At 72.0% G+C, this 23,259-nt stretch carries 19 protein-coding genes, 2 tRNA genes and 1 pseudogene; 19 read left to right on the forward strand and 3 right to left on the reverse strand.

From position 1 onward, the window contains the following. Positions 1-22: 22 nt before the first annotated feature. The 14 genes and pseudogenes from OG594_RS07815 to OG594_RS07880 all read left to right on the forward strand — a co-directional run bounded on the left by OG594_RS07815 (position 23) and on the right by OG594_RS07880 (position 14,405). A complete protein-coding gene (locus OG594_RS07815; protein ID WP_033224011.1) occupies positions 23-190 on the forward strand; it encodes a hypothetical protein in 168 nt (55 codons plus the stop codon). Positions 191-254: 64 nt separating this feature from the next. Continuing rightward, on the forward strand, positions 255-872 hold the full coding sequence (gene nadD, locus OG594_RS07820) for a nicotinate-nucleotide adenylyltransferase (RefSeq protein WP_030008626.1): 618 nt from the start codon (positions 255-257) through the stop codon (positions 870-872). 24 nt (positions 873-896) lie between these two features. Continuing rightward, positions 897-2,648: an LCP family protein gene (locus OG594_RS07825; RefSeq protein ID WP_266596552.1), complete on the forward strand. Its 1,752-nt coding sequence runs from the start codon at positions 897-899 to the stop codon at positions 2,646-2,648. 119 nt (positions 2,649-2,767) lie between these two features. Continuing rightward, complete coding sequence (gene rsfS, locus OG594_RS07830) at positions 2,768-3,214, forward strand: ribosome silencing factor (protein WP_030008628.1); 447 nt, start codon at positions 2,768-2,770, stop codon at positions 3,212-3,214. Continuing rightward, positions 3,211-3,867 carry a histidine phosphatase family protein gene (locus OG594_RS07835; RefSeq protein WP_266602711.1) on the forward strand — a complete coding sequence of 219 codons (657 nt, stop codon included), beginning with the start codon at positions 3,211-3,213 and terminating at the stop codon, positions 3,865-3,867. Before rsfS ends, OG594_RS07835 begins: the two co-directional genes overlap by 4 nt. A 122-nt stretch (positions 3,868-3,989) precedes the next feature. Beyond that, a tRNA-Ala gene (locus OG594_RS07840) sits at positions 3,990-4,062 on the forward strand. 144 nt (positions 4,063-4,206) lie between these two features. Next, positions 4,207-4,440 carry a hypothetical protein gene (locus OG594_RS07845; RefSeq protein ID WP_008738908.1) on the forward strand — a complete coding sequence of 78 codons (234 nt, stop codon included), beginning with the start codon at positions 4,207-4,209 and terminating at the stop codon, positions 4,438-4,440. Between the two features lie 131 nt (positions 4,441-4,571). After that, a tRNA-Ala gene (locus OG594_RS07850) sits at positions 4,572-4,644 on the forward strand. Positions 4,645-4,933: 289 nt separating this feature from the next. Then, positions 4,934-7,804, forward strand: a complete 2,871-nt coding sequence (gene leuS / locus OG594_RS07855) for a leucine--tRNA ligase (RefSeq protein WP_266596555.1) — start codon at positions 4,934-4,936, stop codon at positions 7,802-7,804. A 130-nt stretch (positions 7,805-7,934) separates the two neighbouring features. Continuing rightward, a complete protein-coding gene (locus OG594_RS07860; RefSeq protein WP_266596556.1) occupies positions 7,935-8,711 on the forward strand; it encodes a hypothetical protein in 777 nt (258 codons plus the stop codon). Positions 8,712-9,030: 319 nt separating this feature from the next. Then, positions 9,031-9,876 carry a DegV family protein gene (locus OG594_RS07865; protein ID WP_266596558.1) on the forward strand — a complete coding sequence of 282 codons (846 nt, stop codon included), beginning with the start codon at positions 9,031-9,033 and terminating at the stop codon, positions 9,874-9,876. Positions 9,877-9,974: 98 nt separating this feature from the next. Then, positions 9,975-11,015, forward strand: a complete 1,041-nt coding sequence (locus OG594_RS07870) for a ComEA family DNA-binding protein (RefSeq protein ID WP_266596560.1) — start codon at positions 9,975-9,977, stop codon at positions 11,013-11,015. Positions 11,016-11,161: 146 nt separating this feature from the next. Further along, positions 11,162-13,387 (forward strand): annotated as a pseudogene (locus OG594_RS07875) (ComEC/Rec2 family competence protein); the annotation flags it as partial. Between the two features lie 157 nt (positions 13,388-13,544). Further along, positions 13,545-14,405, forward strand: a complete 861-nt coding sequence (locus tag OG594_RS07880) for a YceI family protein (RefSeq protein ID WP_266602713.1) — start codon at positions 13,545-13,547, stop codon at positions 14,403-14,405. 11 nt (positions 14,406-14,416) lie between these two features. Here OG594_RS07880 and OG594_RS07885 read toward each other — a convergent pair whose 3' ends face one another. Further along, positions 14,417-14,659, reverse strand: a complete 243-nt coding sequence (locus OG594_RS07885) for a hypothetical protein (protein ID WP_266596562.1) — start codon at positions 14,657-14,659, stop codon at positions 14,417-14,419. A 61-nt stretch (positions 14,660-14,720) separates the two neighbouring features. Between OG594_RS07885 and holA the strand changes: the two genes are divergently transcribed. Next, the gene (holA, locus tag OG594_RS07890) at positions 14,721-15,713 is read left to right on the forward strand and encodes a DNA polymerase III subunit delta (protein WP_266596564.1); all 993 of its coding nucleotides are present in this window, start codon (positions 14,721-14,723) and stop codon (positions 15,711-15,713) included. Positions 15,714-15,725: 12 nt separating this feature from the next. Beyond that, the gene (locus OG594_RS07895; protein WP_266596566.1) at positions 15,726-16,118 is read left to right on the forward strand and encodes a hypothetical protein; all 393 of its coding nucleotides are present in this window, start codon (positions 15,726-15,728) and stop codon (positions 16,116-16,118) included. Between the two features lie 198 nt (positions 16,119-16,316). Here the strand turns inward: OG594_RS07895 and rpsT are convergent, their stop codons facing one another. After that, positions 16,317-16,583 (reverse strand): 30S ribosomal protein S20, encoded by a 267-nt coding sequence (gene rpsT, locus OG594_RS07900; protein WP_030384651.1) that lies wholly within the window; start codon positions 16,581-16,583, stop codon positions 16,317-16,319. A gap of 281 nt (positions 16,584-16,864) precedes the next feature. On the opposite strand from rpsT, the gene lepA reads away from it, so the two are divergent. The 3 genes from lepA (at position 16,865) to hemW (ending at position 22,295) form a co-directional block, all read left to right on the forward strand. Beyond that, positions 16,865-18,730 (forward strand): translation elongation factor 4, encoded by a 1,866-nt coding sequence (lepA, locus tag OG594_RS07905; RefSeq protein ID WP_030384650.1) that lies wholly within the window; start codon positions 16,865-16,867, stop codon positions 18,728-18,730. A 234-nt stretch (positions 18,731-18,964) separates the two neighbouring features. Further along, positions 18,965-20,857 (forward strand): long-chain fatty acid--CoA ligase, encoded by a 1,893-nt coding sequence (locus tag OG594_RS07910; protein WP_266596569.1) that lies wholly within the window; start codon positions 18,965-18,967, stop codon positions 20,855-20,857. 205 nt (positions 20,858-21,062) lie between these two features. Beyond that, positions 21,063-22,295 (forward strand): radical SAM family heme chaperone HemW, encoded by a 1,233-nt coding sequence (gene hemW, locus OG594_RS07915; RefSeq protein ID WP_266596571.1) that lies wholly within the window; start codon positions 21,063-21,065, stop codon positions 22,293-22,295. Between the two features lie 162 nt (positions 22,296-22,457). Here hemW and OG594_RS07920 read toward each other — a convergent pair whose 3' ends face one another. Then, complete coding sequence (locus tag OG594_RS07920; RefSeq protein ID WP_266596573.1) at positions 22,458-23,255, reverse strand: DUF3097 domain-containing protein; 798 nt, start codon at positions 23,253-23,255, stop codon at positions 22,458-22,460. Between the last annotated feature and the right edge of the window lie 4 nt (positions 23,256-23,259).

A 23,259-nucleotide genomic window follows, 5' to 3' on the forward strand; every position in this document is an offset into this window, starting at 1 on the left:
CGACTCGATAGGTACCTGCCTGATGAGCCTCTCCACCACCGCCCACAACCTGGTCGTCCTCGCCTCGGAGGGGGCCGAGCAGCACGGCGGCAACCACGACAGCCTGAACCCGTACCTGACCGGCGGCGGTGCCTTCGTCATCCTGATGCTGATGCTCTGGGTCACCACGCGCCTGAACCGCGACCGCTGAACCGGCCGAACCGGCTGAACCCGCCGAGAACGACGCGTCCCCCGGGCCAGTAGGCTCTGCGCTCATGGGAGAGCAGGAGATGCCTACCGGTCCGGTCAAGCGCCGGCTCGGCGTGATGGGCGGGACATTCGACCCGATCCATCACGGACACCTGGTGGCCGCCAGTGAGGTGGCCGCCCTTTTCCACCTCGATGAGGTGATGTTCGTGCCGACCGGCGAGCCGTGGCAGAAGTCGCAGCGTGCCGTTTCGCCGGCCGAGGACCGCTACCTGATGACGGTCATCGCCACGGCCTCGAACCCGCAGTTCTCGGTGAGCCGCATCGACATCGACCGCGGCGGGCCGACGTACACCATCGACACCCTGCGGGACCTGAAGGCGCAGAACGACGACGCCGACCTGTTCTTCATCACCGGTGCCGACGCGCTCGCGCAGATCCTGACGTGGCGCAACGCAGAAGAGCTGTTCTCGCTCTCCCACTTCATCGGAGTCACCCGTCCGGGCCACGTGCTCACCGACGACGGGCTCCCGGAGGGCGGCGTCTCCCTGGTGGAGGTGCCCGCGCTCGCGATCTCGTCCACCGACTGCCGTGCGAGGGTGGCCCAGGGGGATCCTGTCTGGTATTTGGTGCCGGACGGCGTCGTGCGCTACATCGACAAGCGTGAGCTGTACCGGGGAGCCTGAGCTTCCGGAGAGAGGGGCCCCGCGGTGAACGACCGACAGGATCCGTACGACCCGTATGCCGCCCAGGAACAACAGCTCGTCGGCTACGACGCGTACGGGCGGCCGGTGTACGGCCAGGTGCCCGCGCAGTCCGCCCAGCCCGCTCCGGCCGCCCCGCAGCAGTACGGGCAACAGTACGAGCAGCAGCAGTACGGCTACGACTACCAGGGCTACGGCCAGCAGCAGCCGCAACAGCAGCAGTACTACCCGCAGCAGCCAGCCGCCCAGAACTACGGGCAGCAGGAGTACGCCCAGGCGCCCGCCTACGGGTACGACACGCAGCAGACCCAGCAGTGGATCCCGCAGCAGACCGCCCCGGAGCCCCCGGCCCCCGCCGAGCGGCCGGCCGCCCAGGTCCCCGAGCCGCGCCGGCCGGACGCCGAAGAGGGCGGTGCGCGGGGCGACGAGCGCGACCGCGACCGCGAGCAGGACCACCGCGACCGCGAGCACGACGGCGGGCCCCGGGCGGACCGGGACTACCGCACCGAGATGTTCGCCTTCATCGACCAGCCGGACGAGGACTCCGAGGACGTCATCGACTGGCTCAAGTTCACCGAGAGCCGCACCGAACGCCGCGAGGAGGCCCGTCGCCGCGGCCGCAACCGGGTGGTGGCGCTGATTGTCGTCCTCGCCCTGTTCGTCGTCGGCGGACTCGGCTACCTCTGGTACGCGGGCAAGCTGCCCTTCCTCGACGGCCCGGGCGAGAAGAAGACCGGCGCGAGTGCCGACGCCGGCCCGCAGAAGCGCGACATCATCGTCGTCCACCTGCACAACACCAAGAAGGGCGGCACCTCCTCGGCGCTGCTCGTCGACAACGTCACCACCAAGCAGGGCGCCACCGTCCTGCTCCCGAACGCCCTGGCCGTCAGCGGCCAGGACGGGACGCCGACGGGGCTCGGCAAGTCGGTCGAGGAAGGCGGTCTCGGCACCCGCGAGGCCCTCGACTCCGTGCTGGGCACCCGCATCGGCGGCACCTGGCGCCTGGACACCCCCTTCCTGGAGAGCCTGGTCGAGCTGATCGGCGGCATCGAGGTCGACACCGACACCGCGGTCCCGGCCGACGACGCGGCCAAGACCCCGGCCGTGGCCCAGGGCCAGAAGCAGAGCCTGAGCGGCTCGATGGCCGTCGCGTACGCCACGTTCCGCGGGCAGGGCGAACCGGAGGCCAAGCAGCTGGAACGCGTGGGCAAGGTGCTCCAGGCGGTGCTGCGCAAGGTCCCGAGCGACCCGAAGGCGGCGGCCGTGACCGTCGAGAGCGTCGGTCAGATCCTCGACCCGGCCCTGAACGCGCAGACCCTCGGTGCCCTCCTGTCCCGGCTCGGCGCGCACGCCAAGGTGGGCGCGTACCGCACGGACGTCCTCGCGGTGAAGGCGGACGGCACGCTCACGGACGACGCGAACAAGTCGGTCGTCAAGGAGGTGCTGGGCGGCTCGGGCGCCGCGGCGCAGCCCGGTGCGGCCCCGCGCGTCGGCCTCAAGGACGCCAGCGGCGACGAGAAGACGCAGGTCGCGGCGAAGGCGGCGCTGGTGAACGGCGGCTACGCCTTCGTCGACGGCGGCAAGGCCGACAAGACGGCGGCCACCTCGCAGATCACCTACCAGGACGATGCGCAGCGGGACCGCGCGATCGAGGTCGCCAAGACGCTGGGACTGCCCGAGACGGCCGTGAAGAAGGCGGAGAACGCGGTCAACGCGGAGGTCGTGGTGATCCTGGGCAAGGACTACAAGGCGTTCTGACCGGGCTCCGGAGCGGCACCGAGGGAGGCTTTCGCCCGCGCGCGACGCTGCGCGCGGGCGGTGTCGGCGGTACATGAGACCCTTGTAAGGATCTGCCCGCCAACCCGAAAGCATGGCCAGTGACCGCCACGGACCGCTCCATCGAGCTCATCACCGCCGCCGCCCAGGCCGCGGCCGACCGGCTCGCGCACGACATCATCGCGTACGACGTCAGCGACGTGCTGTCGATCACCGACGCCTTCCTGCTCGCCTCGGCGCCCAACGACCGCCAGGTCAAGTCGATCGTCGACGAGATCGAGGAGCGCCTGCTCAAGGAGCTCGGCGCCAAGCCGGTGCGCCGCGAGGGGGACCGCGACGCCCGCTGGATCCTGCTCGACTACGTCGACATCGTCGTCCACGTCCAGCACAGCGAGGAGCGTGTCTTCTACGCGCTGGAGCGCCTGTGGAAGGACTGCCCCGAGATCGAACTCCCCGAGGACGCCAAGCTCACCATCGGCAAGGCCGAAGAGCACGCCAAGCTGCGCGAGGCGGCGGGCGACGACGAACTGGACGGTGATCTGTTCTGAGCGCGACCACCTCGGGCAAGTCCGGCAGGAAGATCGTCCTCTGGCGGCACGGCCAGACCTCGTGGAACCTGGAGCGCCGCTTCCAGGGCTCCACGGACATCGAGCTGACCGAGGCGGGCGTGGCGCAGGCGCGCCGCTCCGCGCGGTTGCTCGCCTCGCTGAAGCCGGACGCCATCGTGGCCTCCGACCTGCAGCGCGCCTCCGCCACGGCTGCCGAGCTGGCGGCCCTCACGGGGCTGACGGTGTCGCACGACGCGGCGCTGCGCGAGACGTACGCCGGCGAGTGGCAGGGCCTCACGCACGACGAGATCCTCGAGAAGTACGGCGAGCAGTACGCGGCGTGGAAGCGCGGCGAACCGGTCCGCCGCGGCGGCGGTGAGCTGGAGACCGAGGTCGCCGACCGTGCCGCGCCGGTGGTGCTGGAACACGTCGACCGGCTGCCGCGGTCCGGCACCCTCGTCGTGGTCAGCCACGGCGGCACCATCCGTACGACGATCGGGCGCCTGCTGGGCCTGAACGCGTACGACTGGGAGGGCCTCGGCGGGCTCTCCAACTGCTGCTGGTCCGTCCTCGGCGAGGGCGCGCGCGGCTGGCGCCTGCTGGAGCACAACGCCGGCACGCTGCCGGAACCGGTGCTCGGCGACGACGACTGAGCGGTCTTCTGCCGCTCCCCGGCGGGGCTGCCACCCGGATTTCACTTTCCGGCTGGTCACAGGCTAGAGTTCTTCTTGTTCGCAGCGCAGAACACCGGAGACGGGGGAGCGCGGCGGAGAGCGGGGCTATAGCTCAGTTGGTAGAGCGCCTGCATGGCATGCAGGAGGTCAGGAGTTCAATTCTCCTTAGCTCCACAATCAGGATCCCGTCCCCAATAGGGGGCGGGATCCTTGCTTTTGTACCCTTAGCGTTTGCTGACCTGGCCCGCACCGGCATGGCAGAATCGTGACCGCCGGAGGGGGAGACGACGGCCCGACGCGGGAGGGAGTCGCTGACGGATGGGTGCACACCGGCGCCGGTGCGACTGGTGCAACAACGGCACGCCGATCGTGCGGGACATGGACCCGGTCAACCCCGACTACCAGTACTGGTGCGAGGAATGCGCTCGGGCGCTGATCATAAAAGGCGACCCGATCGAGACGTACCGCGAGCTGGAAGGGGAGCCGATCTACGGGCGGCTGCTCGACGAGCACTGCACGCTCAAGCGGTTCTATCAGTTCGCGAGAGCGTGACAGGTTGACCCAAACCGGACATGGCCTCTGGTCGGTGGAAACCGATTTTTGGACCAGGGCCATGACCGTGTAATGTTTGGGACGTCGCCAAGGGGAACCGGCAAGGGAAACCGAAGCGGCAAGCACAACAAGGGGCTATAGCTCAGTTGGTAGAGCGCCTGCATGGCATGCAGGAGGTCAGGAGTTCAATTCTCCTTAGCTCCACAGTGAAGAAGCGGGCCACCCGGATCGGGTGGCCCGCTTCTCGTCGTGCCCCTGGTGCCCCTCGTGTCCCCGTGCGTCGTGTCGACGGGTGGAACGGCCGAGCGTCGGAAGGGGCCGCTGCGGTACCCTGACGCCATGCGTGCCGTACGCCTTCTGCTTACCGAGCCGCGCTGATCAGTACCGACCCTTCGAGATGGTCGGACCCGGCGCGGCGCCCCCTCCTGTGCGAGGGGTTTTTTCGTTTGGGCAGGCAGAGACGGCAGAGTCGATCGATGGAGCTTCAGAAATCATGAGCGAGACGAACACCCCGGCCCCCGAGGCGGCCGAGGCGCACCGCTACACGGCTGCCATGGCCGCCGACATCGAGGCACGCTGGCAGGACGTCTGGGACGCGCAGGGCACGTACGAGGCCCCGAACCCGACCGGTGACCTGGCCGGGGACCCCGCAGTGGTCGCACGGCCCAGCAAGTTCATCATGGACATGTTCCCGTACCCCTCCGGTGCGGGCCTGCACGTCGGACACCCGCTCGGGTACATCGCCACCGACGTCTTCGCCCGCCACCAGCGGATGACCGGCCACAACGTCCTGCACACCCTGGGCTTCGACGCCTTCGGCCTGCCGGCGGAGCAGTACGCCGTGCAGACCGGCACGCACCCGCGCGTCTCGACCGAGGCCAACATCGAGAACATGAAGGTCCAGCTGCGCCGGCTGGGCCTGGGCCACGACAAGCGCCGGTCGTTCGCCACGATCGACCCGGACTACTACAAGTGGACCCAGTGGATCTTCCTGCAGATCTACAACTCCTGGTACGACGCCGATGCGAAGAAGGCCCGGCCGATCACCGAGCTGGTCGCCGCCTTCGAGGACGGCTCCCGTGAGGTCTCCGGCGGTCGCGCCTGGGCCGGTCTGACCGCGGCCGAGCGGGCCGACGTGCTGAACGAGTACCGGCTGGCGTACTCCTCGGACGCGCCGGTGAACTGGTGCCCCGGGCTGGGCACCGTACTGGCCAACGAGGAGGTCACCGCCGACGGCCGGTCCGAGCGCGGCAACTTCCCCGTCTTCAAGTCCCGGCTGAGCCAGTGGAACATGCGGATCACCGCCTACGCCGACCGGCTGATCGACGACCTGGACGCGCTGGACTGGCCCGAGGCCATCAAGCTGCAGCAGCGGAACTGGATCGGCCGCAGCGAGGGCGCGCGCGTCGACTTCGCGCTGGGCGACGAGGCCATCACCGTCTTCACCACCCGTCCGGACACCCTGTTCGGAGCCACCTACATGGTGCTGGCGCCCGAGCACCCGCTGGTGGAGAAGTTCATCCCGGCCGCCTGGCCCGAGGGCACCCACGAGGTGTGGACCGGCGGGCACGCCACGCCGGCCGAGGCCGTCAGCGCCTACCGCAAGCAGGCCGCCGCGAAGTCGGACGTCGAGCGGCAGGCCGAGGCCAAGGACAAGACCGGTGTCTTTACCGGCGAGTACGCGATCAACCCGGTCAGCGGCGACAAGGTCCCGGTCTTCATCGCCGACTACGTGCTGATGGGCTACGGCACCGGCGCGATCATGGCCGTCCCGGCGCACGACAGCCGGGACTTCGAGTTCGCGCGCGCCTTCGAGCTGCCGATGCGCTGCGTCGTGGAGCCGTCGGACGGGCGCGGCACCGACCCGGCCGAGTGGGACGACGCCTTCGTCTCCTACGACGCGAAGCTGGTCAACTCGACGGGCGCGGGCATCTCGCTGGACGGCCTGGACGTCGTCCGGGCGAAGGCCGCGATCACCGACTGGCTGACCGAGCGCGGCATCGGCGAGGGCACCGTCAACTTCCGGCTGCGCGACTGGCTGTTCAGCCGTCAGCGCTACTGGGGCGAGCCCTTCCCGATCGTCTACGACGAGGACGGCGTCGCGCACCCGCTGCCCGAGTCGATGCTGCCCCTGGAGCTGCCGGAGGTCGAGGACTACTCCCCGCGCACCTTCGAGCCGGACGACGCCACGTCCAAGCCGGAGACCCCGCTGTCGCGCAACGGCGAGTGGGTGAACGTGGAGCTGGACCTGGGCGACGGCCGGGGCGTGCGCTCCTTCCGCCGCGAGACCAACACCATGCCCAACTGGGCCGGTTCCTGCTGGTACGAGCTGCGCTACCTGGACCCGAACAACGCCTCGGCCCTGGTGGACCCGGAGATCGAGCAGTACTGGATGGGCCCGCGTGAGGGCGCACCGCACGGCGGTGTCGACCTGTACGTGGGCGGCGCCGAGCACGCGGTGCTGCACCTGCTGTACGCCCGCTTCTGGTCGAAGGTGCTGTTCGACCTGGGGCACGTCTCCTCGGCGGAGCCGTTCCACAAGCTCTTCAACCAGGGCATGATCCAGGCGTACGCGTACACCGACGCGCGCGGTGTCTACGTGCCCGCGGCCGAGGTCGAGGAGCGCGACGGCGGCTACTTCTACCAGGACCAGCCGGTCAAGCGTGAGCACGGCAAGATGGGCAAGTCCCTGAAGAACGCCGTCACGCCGGACGAGATCTGCGAGGAGTACGGCGCGGACACGCTGCGCCTGTACGAGATGGCGATGGGCCCGCTGGACGTCTCCCGTCCGTGGGACACCCGGGCCGTGGTGGGCCAGTACCGGCTGCTGCAGCGCCTGTGGCGCAACATCGTGGACGAGGAGACGGGCGCGGTGACGGTCGTCGACGCCGAGCCCGCCGAGGACACCCTGCGCGCGCTGCACAAGGCGATCGACGGGGCCGGCTCGGACCTGACCGGGCTGCGCTTCAACACCGCCATCGCGAAGATCACCGAGCTGAACAACGCCCTGACGAAGGCGGGCCGCCCGCTGGAGCGCTCGGTCGCCGAGGCCCTGGTGCTGCTGGTCGCCCCGCTGGCCCCGCACATCGCGGAGGAGCTGTGGCACCGGCTGGGTCACAGCGAGTCGGTGGTCCACCAGGACTTCCCGGTGGCGGACCCGGCGTACGTCGTGGACGAGAGCGTGACGTGCGTGGTGCAGGTCAAGGGCAAGGTCAAGGCGCGGCTGGAGGTGCCGCCGGCGATCTCCGAGGCGGAGCTGGAGCAGCTGGCCGTGACCGATGAGGGCGTCGTGGCGGCGCTGGGCGGCGCGGAGATCCGCAAGGTGATCGTGCGCGCGCCGAAGCTGGTGAACATCGTCATCTGAGGGTGCACCCCCGCATAGGGGGAATCCCGTACGGGCAGGTTGGGGGTTCGATTGGAACCCCTGGCCTGCCCGTGGCGTTTACCGTGGAGGGGACGGAAAAGAGCCGTCGGGTACTGGGGAAGGGATGCTCATGGAGGCCGCGTTGATCATCTTCGCGCTGATGGTGCTTTTCACCTTCCTGGGGTTGGGCGTGTACGCGACCGTCAAGGTGGTGCAGGCGACCAAGCGCGGTGTGGACCGGACCATCACGCAGGCGCGACGGACGGTGGAGGACACCACGCTGCGCGCCAAGAGCTTCGGCCAGGTCGGGGTCACGGGGGCGCTGGCGCAGCTGCGGCTCGACCTGCGGACTTCGATGCGCGCCACGGAGCAGGCGCTGCAGGACGGGGTCCGGGTGGACGCCTCGCTGCACGAGTCGATCGCGCTGTTCGAGCGGCTGAGCACGCACGGGCGCGAGCTCGACGACGAGCTGAAGCGGCTCGAGCAGGACCCGGACCGCGGGCGGATCGCGGAGCGCCTGCCGGACCTGCGGGAGCGGACGGCCAAGATCAAGCAGGCCGCGGACTCGCTGCGGTGGGCCGCGCGGGACCGGGCACAGCGCTTCGCACAGGACGACCTGTCCACGCTGTCGGCGCAGATCGAGGTCGAGTCCGATGCGCTGCGGGACTGGGCGCGGGAGCCGGTGGACGACCTCGCGGCGGCGGCCGCGGCGTGGGACGCGGCGCAGGCGAACGGGGCCGCGACGGGTCCGGCGCAGGCTCCGGCACAGGCATCGGGGAGCGCTGCGGGGCAGCCCGCGGCGGCGAGCCCGGCTCGGGGCGCGGATCAACCGCAGGCCCTGAATCCGGCTGCTCCGGCGCCGCAGTACCCCTGGCAGAAGGCGCGCCGACCGGAGAGCACCACCTGAGGCGGGGCGCGCGGCGGCTCGTACCGTAGGCTCTCGCCGCTCGGGGGAGCCGTGTCGGTCAGGCCGGGCTCGCGGGGTCCAGCACGCTCGCATGCGGCGTCCGGCACGCAGGCTCGCGGGGTCCGGCACGCTCGCCCGCCGCGGTCTCGTCGGTCGCCGCCGCTCCGCGTCGACCCCCTCCCCGGCCTCGTGGTGCACGGCACCGGACGCTGCGGGCCTCACCGACGCCACTTCGACGGCAGGACGTAGCAGCCCCGCCGACGGTCGCGTCGTGGGGCCAGGCTGCCGTGATGCCCCGGCGGGCGGTAACCTCCGGCTCATGTCCCGCCATGTCGCCATCGTCACCGATTCCACGGCCTACCTGCCCCGACCGGCCATGGCGCGGCACGGAATCACCTCCGTCCCGCTCACCGTGGTGCTCGGCGGCGAGGCACTCGAGGAAGGCACCGAGATCTCGGCGCGCAGCCTGGCCCTGGCCCTGCAGAAGCGCCGGTCGGTGACCACTTCGCGCCCCAGCCCGGAGGAGTTCGTCCGGGCCTACCGGGCGGCCGCGGACGCCGGGGCGACCGGCATCGTGAGCCTGCACCTGTCCGCCGAGCTGTCCGGCACCTACGACGCCGCCGTGCTCGCCGCGAAGACCGCACCCGTACCCGTGCGTGTCGTCGACACCGGCATGATCGCGATGGCCCTCGGCTTCTGCGCGCTCGCCGCCGCCGAGGTCGCCGAGGCGGGCGGATCCGTCGACGAGGCCGTGGCGGCCGCCGAGAAGCGCGCGGCGGACATGGCCGCGTACTTCTACGTCGACACGCTCGACTACCTCCGCCGCGGCGGCCGGATCGGGGCCGCGCAGGCCCTCCTCGGCTCCGCCCTGGCGGTGAAGCCCCTGCTGACGCTGGACGGCGGGCGGATCGAGATGCTGGAGAAGGTCCGTACGTCGGCCAAGGCCATCGCCCGCCTGGAAGAGCTGGCCGTCGAGCGCGCCGGGTCCGCCGACGTCGACGTGGCGGTACACCACCTGGCGGCTCCGGAACGGGCGGAGAAGCTCGCCGAGCGGCTCCGCGAGCGCATCCCCGGGCTGGTCGAACTGCACGTCAGCGAGGTCGGAGCGGTGATCGGGGCGCACACGGGCCCGGGGCTGCTGGCGGCGGTCGTCTCGCCCCGCTGATCACCGGAACGGGTGGCTCGGTTATCCACAACGGAGCTTTTTTCCACCGGAATTGAGTGATCCGAACCGGAGACGGGATCGGCCTCTACGGTCGTGGCATGACTCTTCGAACGCGTGCTTCGCATCCGTCGGGCGCCACCAGTGGCCCGGGCCGCCCCCGTCCCTCCGACGGCCGACTTTCCGACGGCCGGCTCGCCGGCAGTCGCCCGCGCCATCGTCGTACGGCGCGTCGTGGTCGGCGGGTTCCTCATCCGGAGATCGGCGCGGTGCGCCGCCGGGCCGAGGCCTTGCTGGGCGGCAGCAGCCCGCCGCATGCACTGCCCCCGCCGCTGCCCCCGCCGCTCCGGGCGCTCCAAGCGCCGTCCGGGGCCCCGGACGGGGTGGATGTCCAGGCGCCGCCCGAGGGGGCGTCCGGGCTGCCCTCAGGGGCCGCGCGGAGGCTGGCCGTGCGGGAGCGACTGCCGCTGTGGCTACAGGACCGCTGCGAGGTGCGGCCGCGTGCGGTGGCTGCCCTCGGGGTGGTGCTGCTCGCCGCGGTCGGCTTCGCCGGGCAGCAGTACTGGTCGGCCAGGCCGCGGGCGGTGAACGTGCCCGCGGTGGTCGCCCCGGGGGCCGTACCGGCGGCGGCCACGGCACCGGCCGGGCCTCCGGCCGCGGGAGCGGTGGCCGGTGGGGCCGGTGGGGCCGCGCGGATCGTCGTCGACGTCAGCGGCAAGGTCCGGGATCCCGGGGTACGACGGCTGCCCGCCGGTTCGCGGGTGGAAGACGCGTTGGCCGCCGCCGGGGGAGTGCGTCCCGGCACCGACACGACCGGGCTGAACCGGGCCCGTGTACTGGTGGACGGCGAGCAGGTGGTCGTCGGTGCCCCGGCGCAGCCGCCACCGCCGGCCGCCGGGACGGGCTCCGGCGCCGGCTCCGGCTCCGGTCCCGGCGCCGGTCTCGGTCCCGGGCCGCTGAGTCTGGGGTCGGCCACGGTCGCCCAGCTCGACGGCCTGCCGGGGGTCGGGCCGGTGCTGGCGCAGCACATCGTCGACTTCCGTACCGCCCGCGGCGGCTTCCGCTCCGTGGAGGAGCTCCGCCAGGTCGACGGCATCGGTGAGCGGCGCTTCGCCGACCTGCGCACGCTGGTGCGGCCGTGAACCGCCCGGCGGGACCGGTCCCGCCGGACCTCCGCCTCGCGGTGCCCGCCGTGGCCGCCTGGGCGGCGGCCGCCGTCGCCCTGGACATGCCCGTCCACCAGACCGCCCTCGGGGTGGGCCTGGCGATGGTCTGCGCGGGCCTGCTGATGCTGGGCGCGTGCCGGCGTCCGGGTCGGCTGTGGCGGCTCGCGCCGGTCGCTGCGGCGGCCCTGCTGTGCGGGGCCGCCGGCGCGGGGGTGGCAGGGCTCCAGCGGGCCGAGGCGCGGGCCGGGCCGGTGACCGGTCTGGCACGGGAGCACGCCCGTGTTCACGCGGAGCTCACCGTCGGCTCCGACCCGAGGACCGCCCGGAGCACGAGCGGGCCGCCGGTGGTGGTGCTGGACGCGGTGGTGACCCGGGTGACCGGGCCCGACGGGTCGAGCACCCGGGTCGAATCCCCGGTACGCGTGCTGGCCGGGCATCCGGGATGGGCCCGGTTACAGCCCTCCACCCGGGTGGTGGTGGTCGCCCGGCTGGCCCCGGCGCACGGCGGCGAGCGGGCCGTGGCGCTGCTGCGCCCGGCCGGTGACACCCCGCCCGGGGTGACCGGCGGCCCGGACACCGTCCAACGGACCGCGGGGCGGCTGCGGGCCGGGCTGCGCGAGGCCACCGAAGGGCTCGCACCGGACGCCAGGGCCCTGCTGCCGGGGCTGGTCGTCGGGGACACGTCCAGGGTTCCGCCCGATCTGCACGAGGCCTTCCGGACCACCGACCTGCTGCACCTGCTGGCCGTCTCCGGTTCCAACCTGACCGTGGTGCTGTTCCTGCTCATCGGGCCCCCGGCCCGGGCGCAGCGGGCCGAACGGCGCGGGCTGGCGCCCCGGCTCGGCCTCTCGCTGCGGGTGACCGCCCTGTGCGGGGCGGCCCTGACACTGGCCTTCGTGGTGGTGTGCCGGCCGGAACCGAGCGTGCTGCGGGCCGCTGGCTGCGGGGCGGTCACCCTGCTGGCCATCGCCACCGGACGGCGCAGGTCATTGATCCCGGCCCTGGGCGCGGCCGTGCTGCTGCTGGTGCTCTACGACCCGTGGCTGGCCCGCAGCCACGGCTTCTTGCTCTCCGTGCTGGCCACCGGGGCGCTGCTCACCCTCGCTCCGCGGTGGAGCGAAGCCCTGCGGCGCCGTGGGGCGGGGCCACGGCTCGCCGAGGCGCTGGGGGCCGCAGCGGCCGCGCAGGCCGTGTGCGCGCCCGTGGTGGCCGTGCTGGCCGCCCGGGTCAGCCTCGTGGCGGTGCCGTGCAACCTGCTGGCCGAGCTGGCCGCCGGTCCCGCGACGGTACTCGGCTTCGCCGCGCTCGCGGCGGCCCCGGTGTGGATGCCCGCCGCGGAGCTGCTCGCCCGTGGTGCGGGGGTGCCGGCGGGGTGGATCGCGGGCGTGGCCCGGGCCGGGGCCCGGTTTCCGGGCGCGGAGCTGTCATGGCCGGGCGGGCTCACCGGCGGCGTTCTGCTGGCCGCCGCCACCCTGGCCGTCGCAGTGGTCGTCGGTACCCGGTTCCGCGGGCGCGGGTGGCTGTGCTCCGCCCTGGCGGCACTGCTGCTCCTGGCCGTCCTGAGGCCGCCGCAGCTCACCCGTACGCTTTCCGGCTGGCCGCCGCCGGACTGGAGCTACGTCCAGTGCGCCGTGGGGCAGGGGGACGCCGCTGCGCTCTCCGTCGGCCCGGGGGAGGCCCTGGTGGTGGACGCCGGCCCGGAGCCCGGACCGGTGGACGAGTGTCTGCGCGCCCTGGGCGTGCACCGCGTTCCGATGCTCCTGCTGACGCATTTTCACGCCGACCACGTAGGAGGCCTGTCGGGGGTGCTGCGGGGCCGGTCCGTGGGCGTGATCCAGGCCACCGCGCTCGAAGAGCCGCCGGGACAGGCCGAGTTCGTCCGGCGGACCGCAGCGGCCGCCGGCGTGCCGATCGTCACGGCGGTGCAGGGCGAGCGGCGCCGGGCCGGAGCGTTCGAGTGGCAGGTGCTCTGGCCGCCACCGGCCGGACCCCCTCCCGAGGGGCCCAACGACGCGAGCGTCGCCCTGCTGGTGCGTGGCGCGGGGCTGACCCTGCTCCTACTCGGCGACCTCGAACCGCCCGCCCAGCAGGCCCTCTTGAGGGCGCATCCGGACCTCGGTCCGGTGGACGTCCTCAAGGTCGCCCATCACGGTTCCGCGCACCAGGACCCGGAGCTGTACGCCCGGATCCGGCCACGGCTCGCGCTCGTTCCCGTCGGCGTGGCCAACCGCTACGGACACCCTGCGCCGAGTACGCTCGCCCGGTTGCGGGAGTTGGGTGCGACCGTGCTGCGCACCGACACCGACGGCTCGATCGCGGTCGCCGGAAGCGGAGTTCGGCTACGTTCATTTCCGGCCAATCGGCGGCGGAATCGGCGCGGCCATACCGGGCGTGACCGCTCTGTTTGCCCACAACCCGACAGCATGATCGAATGCGTCTTCGCCAGAACGGTCCAAGTCCACACAGCACGGGGGTGCATCAGTCATGTTCGGTCGCCGACGGGGGATGGAGACGGCCGGAAGTTCCAGCCCGCCCACATCCGCGACACTGACGCTGCCGCCGACGGCGCGTCTGCTCAGCTGCCGGGTTCTCGACACGGTCCACCGGCCGGTCCGGCAGGCCGCGTTCGAGGTGACCGACCCGATCGGCCGCCGCATCGTCAGCGGCGAGACCGACCCGTACGGCGGCTTCGCCGTGGCCGTACCGGAGGGGGAGTACCGGCTCTCCGTCACCGCGGAGGGGTACGCGCCCTTCCACGGGGTGACGATCGTGGGGGACCCGGGGCAGCCCGGCACCGCGGAGATCATCCTGGACACGGTGGAGCCGCCGCTGCTGCCCCAGCCCGGCCACTGGGAGCTCGACCCGACGCACTCGTCCATCGGTTTCACGGCCCGCCACATCGGCCTGGCCCGGATCCGCGGCCGGTTCACCACGTTCGCGGGGGCGGTGCGGATCGCCGAGCGCATGGAGGACTCCTCCATGCACGTGATCATCGATGCGGCGAGCATCGACACCGGGCTGCGGCTGCGCGACGACCACCTGAGGTCGGGGGACTTCCTGGACGCCGTCCGCCACCCCACGGTGGAGTTCTACAGCGAGCGTTTCATCCACCGCAGCGGCGGCCGCTGGACCGTCGCCGGCGCGCTCACCCTGCACGGGGTCAGCCGGTCCGTGACCCTGGACACCGAGTACCTCGGTCTGGGCACGGGCCTGGAGGGCGAGCTCCGGGCGGCCTGCCGGGCCACCACCGAGCTGCACCGCGAGGACTTCACCCTGAACTGGCAGTCGATCCTGGCCCACGGGATCGCGGCCATCGGTTCGAGCGTGGACGTGACGCTGGACGTCCAGGCCGTGCGCAAGGCCTGACGCGCAGTCCCCTACGGGGCTTCCAGCCAGCCCTCGTACTCGGCGGCGAGGTCGTCCAGCGAGGTGGTGTCGAGCCGTTCCCGCGGGTCCTCGACGATCACCAGCCACTGGGCGTCCTCGGCGTCGTCCTCGCCGGCCAGCGCGTCGCGGACCAACTGCGGCTCCTCCGGGAGGCCGAAGCGGTCGACGGCCTCCTGGGCCACCTCCTCGGCGGCGTCGCGGTCGGGCAGGACGAGTACATGTCGCACATTCACGCGACCATTCTCGGGCACGCGGGGCGGGGGGCTGTCAGTGCGGCGTGGGATGCTGGAGCCGATGGCCACCAGGAAGAACTCCACCGACGATCCGCTTGCCCCGCTCACCCTCGCGGTGGGGCAGGAGGAGCTGCTGCTCGACCGTGCCGTGCGCGAGGTGGTGACGGCCGCCCGCGCCGCCGACGCCGACACGGACGTCCGCGACCTCACCTCCGATCAGCTCCAGCCCGGCACGCTCGCCGAGCTGACGAGCCCCTCGCTCTTCTCCGAGCGCAAGGTACTGGTCGTGCGCAACGCGCAGGACCTGTCCGCCGACTCGGTCAAGGAGGTCAAGGCCTACCTCGCCGCGCCCTACGAGGAGATCATCCTGGTCCTCCTCCACGCGGGCGGGGTCAAGGGCAAGGGCCTGCTGGACGCCGCGCGCAAGGCGGGCGCGCGCGAGATCGCCTGCCCGAAGATGACGAAGGCCGCGGACCGGCTGTCGTTCGTGCGGGGCGAATTCCGCACGCTCGGCCGGTCGGCGACCCCGGAGGCCTGCCAGAACCTGGTGGACGCGATCGGCAGCGACCTGCGGGAGCTGGCGAGCGCCGCCGCGCAGCTGTGCGCCGACGTCGAGGGCACCATCGACGAGGCCGTCGTCGCCCGCTACTACACCGGCCGGGCCGAGGCCTCCAGCTTCACGGTCGCAGACCGGGCGGTCGAGGGGCGCGCGGCCGAGGCGCTCGAAGCCCTGCGCTGGTCCCTGTCCACCGGGGTGGCGCCGGTCCTGATCACCAGCGCCCTGGCCCAGGCCGTCCGCGCGATCGGCAAGCTCGCCTCCGCCCCGCGCGGAGCCCGCCCCGGCGACCTCGCCCGGGACCTGGGCATGCCCCCGTGGAAGATCGACCGGGTCCGCCAGCAGATGCGCGGCTGGTCGGCGGACGGGGTCTCGGACGCCCTGCGCGCCGTGGCCGCCGCCGACGCGGGGGTCAAGGGCGGCGGCGACGACCCCGAGTACGCCTTGGAGAAGGCCGTCGTCGCGGTGGCCCGCGCGGCCCGTCCCCAGCGCCGCTAGCCCGGACCTCGCATGTATGACGATGCCGACTACTGGGAGCGCTGGATCGCGAGGCTGCTGGCCGTCCTCGCCGCCAATGCCCCGGACCAGCTGGCTTGGGCCGGTGAGCACGGGGTGAAGAGCGCCGCTCTGGCCGAGGACGTCGACTTCGTCCTCCACCTGGCCCAGGGGATGCAGGAGCGGGGGACCCTCGCAGCGGAGGCCCTGCGGGACCTCCGGGCCATCGGCCGGATCCTCGCCGAGGCGGACATCCGCGGCCGCGCCGGCCCGTGGGCCGGTTCACTGACCGCGGAGCCGGCCTGGAGCGAGGTGCGCACCCTGGCCCGGCAGGTCCTCGTCGCCCGCGAGGGCGACTGGCGCCGCCCCCTGCCGCACCGCGTACCGCCCCAGGACCTCTACGACTGAGCGGGCCCGCCCGCTGGGGCGCGCCGCGCAGCACGAAGGCCCCGGCCACCGCCCTGGGGAAGGGTGGCGGCCGGGGCCTTCGGTTACTTCTGGTTGCGCCGCACCCGCGTGGCGAACGCTTCGTGTGCGGAGCGGGGTGCCGGTCAGGAGCGGGAGAGAGGGCCCACTGGGTCCCTTCCGGCGATCACATCAGGGAGCTCAGCCCTGCAGGGAGGCAACCTTGGTGGCCAGCGCCGACTTCTTGTTGGCGGCGGCGTTCTTGTGGATGACACCCTTCGAGACAGCCTTGTCGAGCGCACGCGCGGCAGCGCGAGAAGCCACGGTGGCCTTCTCGACGTCACCGGCGACGACGGCCTCGCGGGCCTTGCGGATCGCGGTCTTGAGCGAGGACTTGACGGCCTTGTTGCGCAGGCGCGCCTTCTCGTTCGTCTTGTTCCGCTTGATCTGGGACTTGATGTTCGCCACGAAAGAGCCTTTTCAGGTTCAGAGTTTGATCTTCGGATTGTGCCTCTCCCCCAGACTTCGTCCGGGGGACCCCCTGCTGAGAGGGCATACGAGACACAGCTGCTCAGGCTACCAGGCACGCTGCGGGCGGCCCAAACCGAGCGCACTGCCCCGTCCATGGGACCATGGGAGTCTGCGAATAGATCCGACATCGCGCCGCCGACAGCGACGGGAGCCGGACGTTCGCTCCGACCGACGCTCCGCAAATGCGTCCGACTGCGACCCGAGAATCAGGACACTGCGTGCCCGCGATCCCCAGCCACGTGCCCGAGCCGAGCCGTACCGACTCGGCGCTGATCCGCAACTTCTGCATCATCGCGCACATCGACCACGGCAAGTCGACCCTTGCCGACCGGATGCTCCAGATCACCGGTGTGGTCGACCAGCGGCAGATGCGCGCCCAGTACCTCGACCGCATGGACATCGAGCGTGAGCGCGGCATCACGATCAAGTCCCAGGCGGTCCGGCTGCCCTGGGCGCCCACCACGGGCGAGGGTCAGGGCAACACCCACATCCTCAACATGATCGACACCCCCGGGCACGTCGACTTCACCTACGAGGTCTCGCGTTCCCTCGCCGCGTGCGAGGGCACCGTCCTCCTGGTGGACGCCGCCCAGGGCATCGAGGCGCAGACCCTCGCCAACCTGTACCTGGCGATGGAGAACGACCTCGCGATCGTCCCCGTCCTGAACAAGATCGACCTGCCGGCCGCCCAGCCGGAGAAGTTCGCCGAGGAACTCGCGAACCTGATCGGCTGCCAGCCCGAGGACGTGCTGCGCGTCTCGGCGAAGACCGGTCTCGGCGTCGAGGCGCTGCTCGACAAGGTCGTCGCCACGGTTCCGGCCCCGGTCGGCGTCAAGGACGCCCCGGCCCGCGCCATGATCTTCGACTCCGTCTACGACTCGTACCGCGGCGTCGTCACGTACGTCCGTGTGGTCGACGGCCAGCTGAACAAGCGCGAGCGCATCCGCATGATGTCCACCGGCGCCACCCACGAGCTGCTGGAGATCGGTGTCTCCTCCCCGGAGATGACCCCGTCCGACGGCATCGGCGTCGGCGAGGTCGGCTACATCATCACCGGCGTGAAGGACGTCCGTCAGTCCAAGGTCGGTGACACCATCACCAGCCTGCACAACGGCGCCACCGAGGCCCTGGGCGGCTACAAGGACCCGCGGCCGATGGTCTTCTCGGGCCTCTACCCGCTCGACGGCTCGGACTACCCGGACCTGCGCGAGGCCCTGGACAAGCTCCAGCTCAACGACGCCGCGCTCGTCTACGAGCCGGAGACCTCGGCGGCGCTCGGCTTCGGCTTCCGCGTCGGCTTCCTCGGCCTGCTCCACCTGGACGTGGTCCGTGAGCGCCTGGAGCGCGAGTTCGGCCTCGACCTGATCGCCACCGCGCCCAACGTGGTCTACCGGGTGGTCATGGAGGACGGCAAGGAAGTCACCGTCACCAACCCGAGCGAGTTCCCCGAGGGCAAGATCTCGGACGTGTTCGAGCCGGTCGTGCGCGCCACCGTGCTCGCGCCCACCGAGTTCATCGGCGCGATCATGGAGCTGTGCCAGCAGCGCCGCGGCACCCTCCTCGGCATGGACTACCTCTCCGAGGACCGGGTCGAGATCCGCTACACCCTCCCGCTCGCGGAGATCGTCTTCGACTTCTTCGACCAGCTGAAGTCCAAGACGCGCGGCTACGCCTCCCTGGACTACGAACCCACGGGCGAGCAGTCCGGCAGCCTGGTCAAGGTCGACATCCTGCTGCACGGCGACAAGGTCGACGCCTTCTCCGCCGTCACGCACAAGGACGCCGCCTACGCCTACGGCGTGCGCCTCGTCGCCAAGCTGCGCGAGCTCATCCCGCGGCAGGCCTTCGAGGTGCCGATCCAGGCCGCGATCGGCTCCCGCGTCATCGCCCGCGAGACCATCCGCGCCATCCGCAAGGACGTCCTCGCCAAGTGCTACGGCGGTGACATCTCCCGTAAGCGGAAGCTGCTGGAGAAGCAGAAGGAAGGCAAGAAGCGGATGAAGATGGTCGGCTCCGTGGAGGTCCCGCAGGAGGCCTTCATCGCCGTCCTCTCCAGTGACGAGTCCGGCGGCAAGAAGAAGTAGCGGCCCCGCCGTCACCCGACGCGAACAGGCCCCCGCACTCAGGTGCGGGGGCCTGTTTCGTTATGAAGCGGCCGCTCGCGGGCCCTTACGCACGCGCCGGTCGCGCTCTAGTCTGATCACTGCTCGACGGTTACTCGCCAGTTTAAAAGCCACCGGCTGTTTACCTGCCAGTCCCCAGCGCTCCCCAGCGCCCCACGCCCACGCACTACCGCGTGGATCGGTCCGGAGGATGTCGTGAGCGACACACAGACCTATCTCGAGAACCGCCCGCCCACCGTGGCGGTGCTCTTCCTTGAGCGCGTCGCAGCGACGCCGAACGACGAGGCCTACCGGTACCCCGTACCGGCGGCCGGCGGCCAGGGCGGCGCCGACGATTGGAAATCACTCAGCTGGGGCCAGGCGGCCGAGCGGGTGTTCGCCATCGCCGCCGGGCTGATCTCCCTCGGCCTGGAAACGGAGGAGCGCGTCGCGCTCGCCTCCAACACCCGGGTCGACTGGATCCTCTCCGACCTCGGCGTGATGTGCGCGGGCGGTGCGGTCACCACGATCTACCCCAGCACCAACGCGGACGAGTCGGCGTTCATCCTCTCGGACTCCGAGAGCCGGGTGCTCATCGCCGAGGACGCCAAGCAGCTGGCGAAGGCGCGCGAGCGCCGCGCCGAGCTCCCGGGGCTCGCCCACGTCGTCGTCCTGGACGCCGACGACGCGGTCGCCGCCGACGGCGACCCCGAGGGCTGGGTCCTCTCCCTCGCCGAGCTGGAGGCGCGCGGCAAGGAGTACCTCGCCAAGCACCCCGAGGCGGTCAACGAGCGGGTCGCGGCCATCACCTCCGACCAGCTCGCCACCCTCATCTACACCTCCGGCACCACCGGCCGCCCCAAGGGCGTCCGGCTGCCGCACGACAACTGGTCGTACATGGCCAAGGCCATGGTCGCCACCGGGCTGATCGGCAAGGAGGACGTCCAGTACCTGTGGCTGCCGCTGGCCCACGTCTTCGGCAAGGTGCTGACCTCCGGGCAGATCGAGGCCGGGCACGTGACCGCCGTCGACGGCCGGATCGACAAGATCATCGAGAACCTGCCGGTCGTGCAGCCGACGTACATGGCCGCCGTCCCGCGCATCTTCGAGAAGGTCTACAACGGCGTGGCCGCCAAGGCCCGCGCCGCCGGCGGAGCCAAGTACAAGATCTTCCAATGGTCGGTCGGCGTCGCCCGCGAGTACGCGAAGGTCACCCAGGACAACTTCCGCCGCACCGGCCAGGCCACCGCCCCCTTCGGCCTCACCACCAAGCACAAGATCGCCGACGCGCTCGTCTACTCCAAGCTCCGCGAGGCCTTCGGCGGGAAGCTGCGCGCCGCCGTCTCCGGCGCCTCCGCCCTGGCCCCCGAGATCGGCTTCTTCTTCTCCGGCGCGGGCGTCCACATCCTGGAGGGCTACGGCCTGACCGAGTCCAGCGCGGCCTCCTTCGTCAACCCGGGCGAGGCCTACCGCACCGGCACGGTCGGCAAGCCGCTCCCCGGCACCGAGGTCCGCATCGCCGACGACGGCGAGGTCCTGCTGCGCGGCCCCGGCATCATGCAGGGCTACCACCGCCAGCCCGACAAGACCGCCGAGGTCCTGGAGTCCGACGGCTGGCTGCACACGGGCGACATCGGCGAGCTGTCGGCCGACGGCTACCTGCGCATCACCGACCGCAAGAAGGACCTGATCAAGACCTCGGGCGGCAAGTACGTCGCCCCGGCGGAGATCGAGGGCCAGTTCAAGGCGATCTGCCCGTACGTGTCGACGATCGTCGTGCACGGCGCCGACCGGAACTTCTGCTCGGCGCTGATCGCCCTCGACGAGCCGTCGATCCTGACCTGGGCCGCCGAGAACGGGCTGGAGGGCAAGACGTACGGACAGGTCCTGGCGGCGCCGGAAACCAACCGCCTGATCGAGACGTACGTACAGACCCTGAACGAGGGCCTGCAGCGCTGGCAGACGATCAAGAAGTTCCGGCTGCTTCCGCGCGACCTCGACGTCGAGCACGGCGACCTCACGCCCAGCCTGAAGCTGAAGCGGCCGGTGGTCGAGCGTGAGTTCAAGCACCTGATCGAGGAGATGTACGAGGGGTCCCGCGAGGCGTAACGCCTGCCGCGGGCCCGGCGGGGCGGGGCGGCGGACCGCCCCGCGCACCCCGCCTTCCCGGGCGGGCCCCGGGTGTCGCCTGCCAGCCGTCTCCCGGGGCTCCGCCCCGGACCCCCGCCTCAAACGCCGGCGGGGCTGGAGGTGACGCGGCGGGGCTGGACCTGCGCGGGGCCGGGCGGTGTGGTGGGTGCGGGATGATGGGGGCATGCCTTCCGCACTCCCCGATGGTGAACCCATGCCCGAAGACGGCGCGCTGCCGCCGCATGCCCTGGCGGGCGCGGGGGAGCGGCCGCTCGGGTTCTACCTGCACGTCCCGTACTGCGCCACGCGCTGCGGGTACTGCGACTTCAACACCTACACGGCCACCGAGCTGCGGGGCACCGGTGGCGTGCTCGCCTCCCGGGAGAACTACGCCGACACCCTGATCGACGAGGTCCGCCTCGCGCGGAAGGTGCTCGGGGACGACCCGAGGGCCGTACGGACGGTGTTCGTGGGCGGCGGCACGCCCACGCTGCTGCCCGCCGGGGACCTCGTACGGATGCTCGCGGCGATCCGGGACGAATTCGGCCTGGCCGAGGACGCCGAGATCACCACCGAGGCCAACCCGGAGTCGGTGAACCCGCAGTACCTGGCCGAGCTGCGCGCCGGGGGCTTCAACCGGGTCTCCTTCGGCATGCAGAGCGCCAAGCAGCACGTCCTGAAGGTGCTCGACCGCACCCACACGCCGGGGCGCCCCGAGGCGTGCGTCGCGGAGGCGCGGGCGGCGGGCTTCGAGCACGTCAACCTCGACCTGATCTACGGCACTCCCGGCGAGTCGGACGAGGACTGGCGGGCGACCCTCTCGGCGGCGCTGGGCGCCGGGCCGGACCACATCAGCGCCTACGCCCTGATCGTCGAGGAGGGCACGCAGCTGGCGCGCCGCATCCGCCGCGGCGAGGTCCCGATGACGGACGACGACGTGCACGCCGACCGGTACCTGATCGCGGACTCGGTCATGGCCGAGGCCGGGTACTCCTGGTACGAGGTCTCGAACTGGGCCACCTCGGAGGCCGGGCGCTGCCTGCACAACGAGCTGTACTGGCGCGGCGCCGACTGGTGGGGCGCGGGGCCGGGCGCGCACTCGCACGTGGGCGGGGTGCGGTGGTGGAACGTGAAGCACCCGGGCGCGTACGCCGCGGCGCTGGCGGAGGGGCGGTCGCCGGGCGCGGGTCGCGAGCTCCTCTCCGAGGAGGACCGGCGGGTGGAGCGGATCCTGCTGGAGCTCCGGCTGGTGGACGGCGTCCCGCTGTCGCTGCTCGCCCCGGCCGGGCTGGCGGCGGCCCGCAGGGCCCTGGCGGACGGTCTGCTGGACGCCGTGCCGTACGAGGCGGGGCGGGCCGTGCTGACCCTGCGGGGGCGGTTGCTGGCCGATGCGGTGGTCCGGGACCTGGTGGACTGACCGGCCTGCGGCGCCGTTGCCGGGGGCGCTGCCCCCGGACCCCCGCGCCTCAACCGCCGGCGGGGCTGAAAGATCGCCTCAAACTCCCCCAGCTACCGCTGGGAGGTGCCCCCTGGCGGGGCTGAAAGAGCGCCTCAACCGCCGGCGGGGCTGGGTGGGCGGTCAGGCCGTGACGTGGTCGATGAGGTGTTCCACCGAGCCCAGGAGCGTCGGCTCCAGGTCCTTGTAGGACGTCACCCGGGACAGGATGTGCTGCCAGGCGGCGCCCGTGTTCTCCGGCCAGCCCAGGGCCCGGCAGATGCCCGTCTTCCAGTCCTGGCCGGGCGGGACCACCGGCCACGCGGGGATGCCCAGCGCGGACGGCTTCACGGCCTGCCAGACGTCCACGTACGGGTGGCCCACGATCAGGACGTCCGGCGAGGTCACCGACGCCGCGATGCGGGACTCCTTCGAACCCGGGACGAGGTGGTCGACCAGCACGCCGAGGCGGGCGTCCGCGGCCGGGGCGAAGTCGGCGACGACGGCAGGGAGGTCGTCGATGCCCTCCAGGTACTCCACCACCACGCCCTCGATCCGCAGGTCGTCGCCCCAGACCCGCTCCACCAGCTCCGCGTCGTGCCGGCCCTCGACGTAGATCCGGCCCGCCCGCGCCACCCGCGCCCGCGCCCCGGGCACGGCCAGCGAGCCCGAGGCCGTCAGGCGAGGCCCCGCGGGCCCGCGCGCGGGCCGGACCAGGGTGACCACCTCACCGTCCAGCAGGAACCCGCGCGGCTCCATCGGGAAGACCCGCCGCTTGCCGAAGCGGTCCTCCAGGGTCACCGTGCCCGCCTCGCAGGCCACCACCGCGCCGCAGAAGTCCGTACCGGCGACCTCGACCACGAGGTCCCGGTCCGCCGCCACCTCGGGCACCGCCTTGGGTCGCTTCCACTGGGGGGTCAGGTCGGGGGAGTACTCGCGCATCCGG

Origin of the sequence: Streptomyces sp. NBC_01214 (assembly GCF_026340975.1) — a bacterium.
Taxonomy (GTDB): Bacteria; Actinomycetota; Actinomycetes; order Streptomycetales; family Streptomycetaceae; genus Streptomyces.

Coding starts and splice junctions, on each gene's coding strand:
- OG594_RS07920 (WP_266596573.1), bottom strand. CDS start 23,255: ATGCGCGAGTACTCCCCCGACCTGACCCCCCAGTGGAAGCGACCCAAG.
- OG594_RS07880 (WP_266602713.1), top strand. CDS start 13,545: ATGGAGACGGCCGGAAGTTCCAGCCCGCCCACATCCGCGACACTGACG.
- hemW (WP_266596571.1), top strand. CDS start 21,063: ATGCCTTCCGCACTCCCCGATGGTGAACCCATGCCCGAAGACGGCGCG.
- OG594_RS07865 (WP_266596558.1), top strand. CDS start 9,031: ATGTCCCGCCATGTCGCCATCGTCACCGATTCCACGGCCTACCTGCCC.
- OG594_RS07870 (WP_266596560.1), top strand. CDS start 9,975: ATGACTCTTCGAACGCGTGCTTCGCATCCGTCGGGCGCCACCAGTGGC.
- OG594_RS07845 (WP_008738908.1), top strand. CDS start 4,207: ATGGGTGCACACCGGCGCCGGTGCGACTGGTGCAACAACGGCACGCCG.
- leuS (WP_266596555.1), top strand. CDS start 4,934: ATGAGCGAGACGAACACCCCGGCCCCCGAGGCGGCCGAGGCGCACCGC.
- OG594_RS07860 (WP_266596556.1), top strand. CDS start 7,935: ATGGAGGCCGCGTTGATCATCTTCGCGCTGATGGTGCTTTTCACCTTC.
- nadD (WP_030008626.1), top strand. CDS start 255: ATGGGAGAGCAGGAGATGCCTACCGGTCCGGTCAAGCGCCGGCTCGGC.
- holA (WP_266596564.1), top strand. CDS start 14,721: ATGGCCACCAGGAAGAACTCCACCGACGATCCGCTTGCCCCGCTCACC.
- OG594_RS07815 (WP_033224011.1), top strand. CDS start 23: ATGAGCCTCTCCACCACCGCCCACAACCTGGTCGTCCTCGCCTCGGAG.
- OG594_RS07895 (WP_266596566.1), top strand. CDS start 15,726: ATGTATGACGATGCCGACTACTGGGAGCGCTGGATCGCGAGGCTGCTG.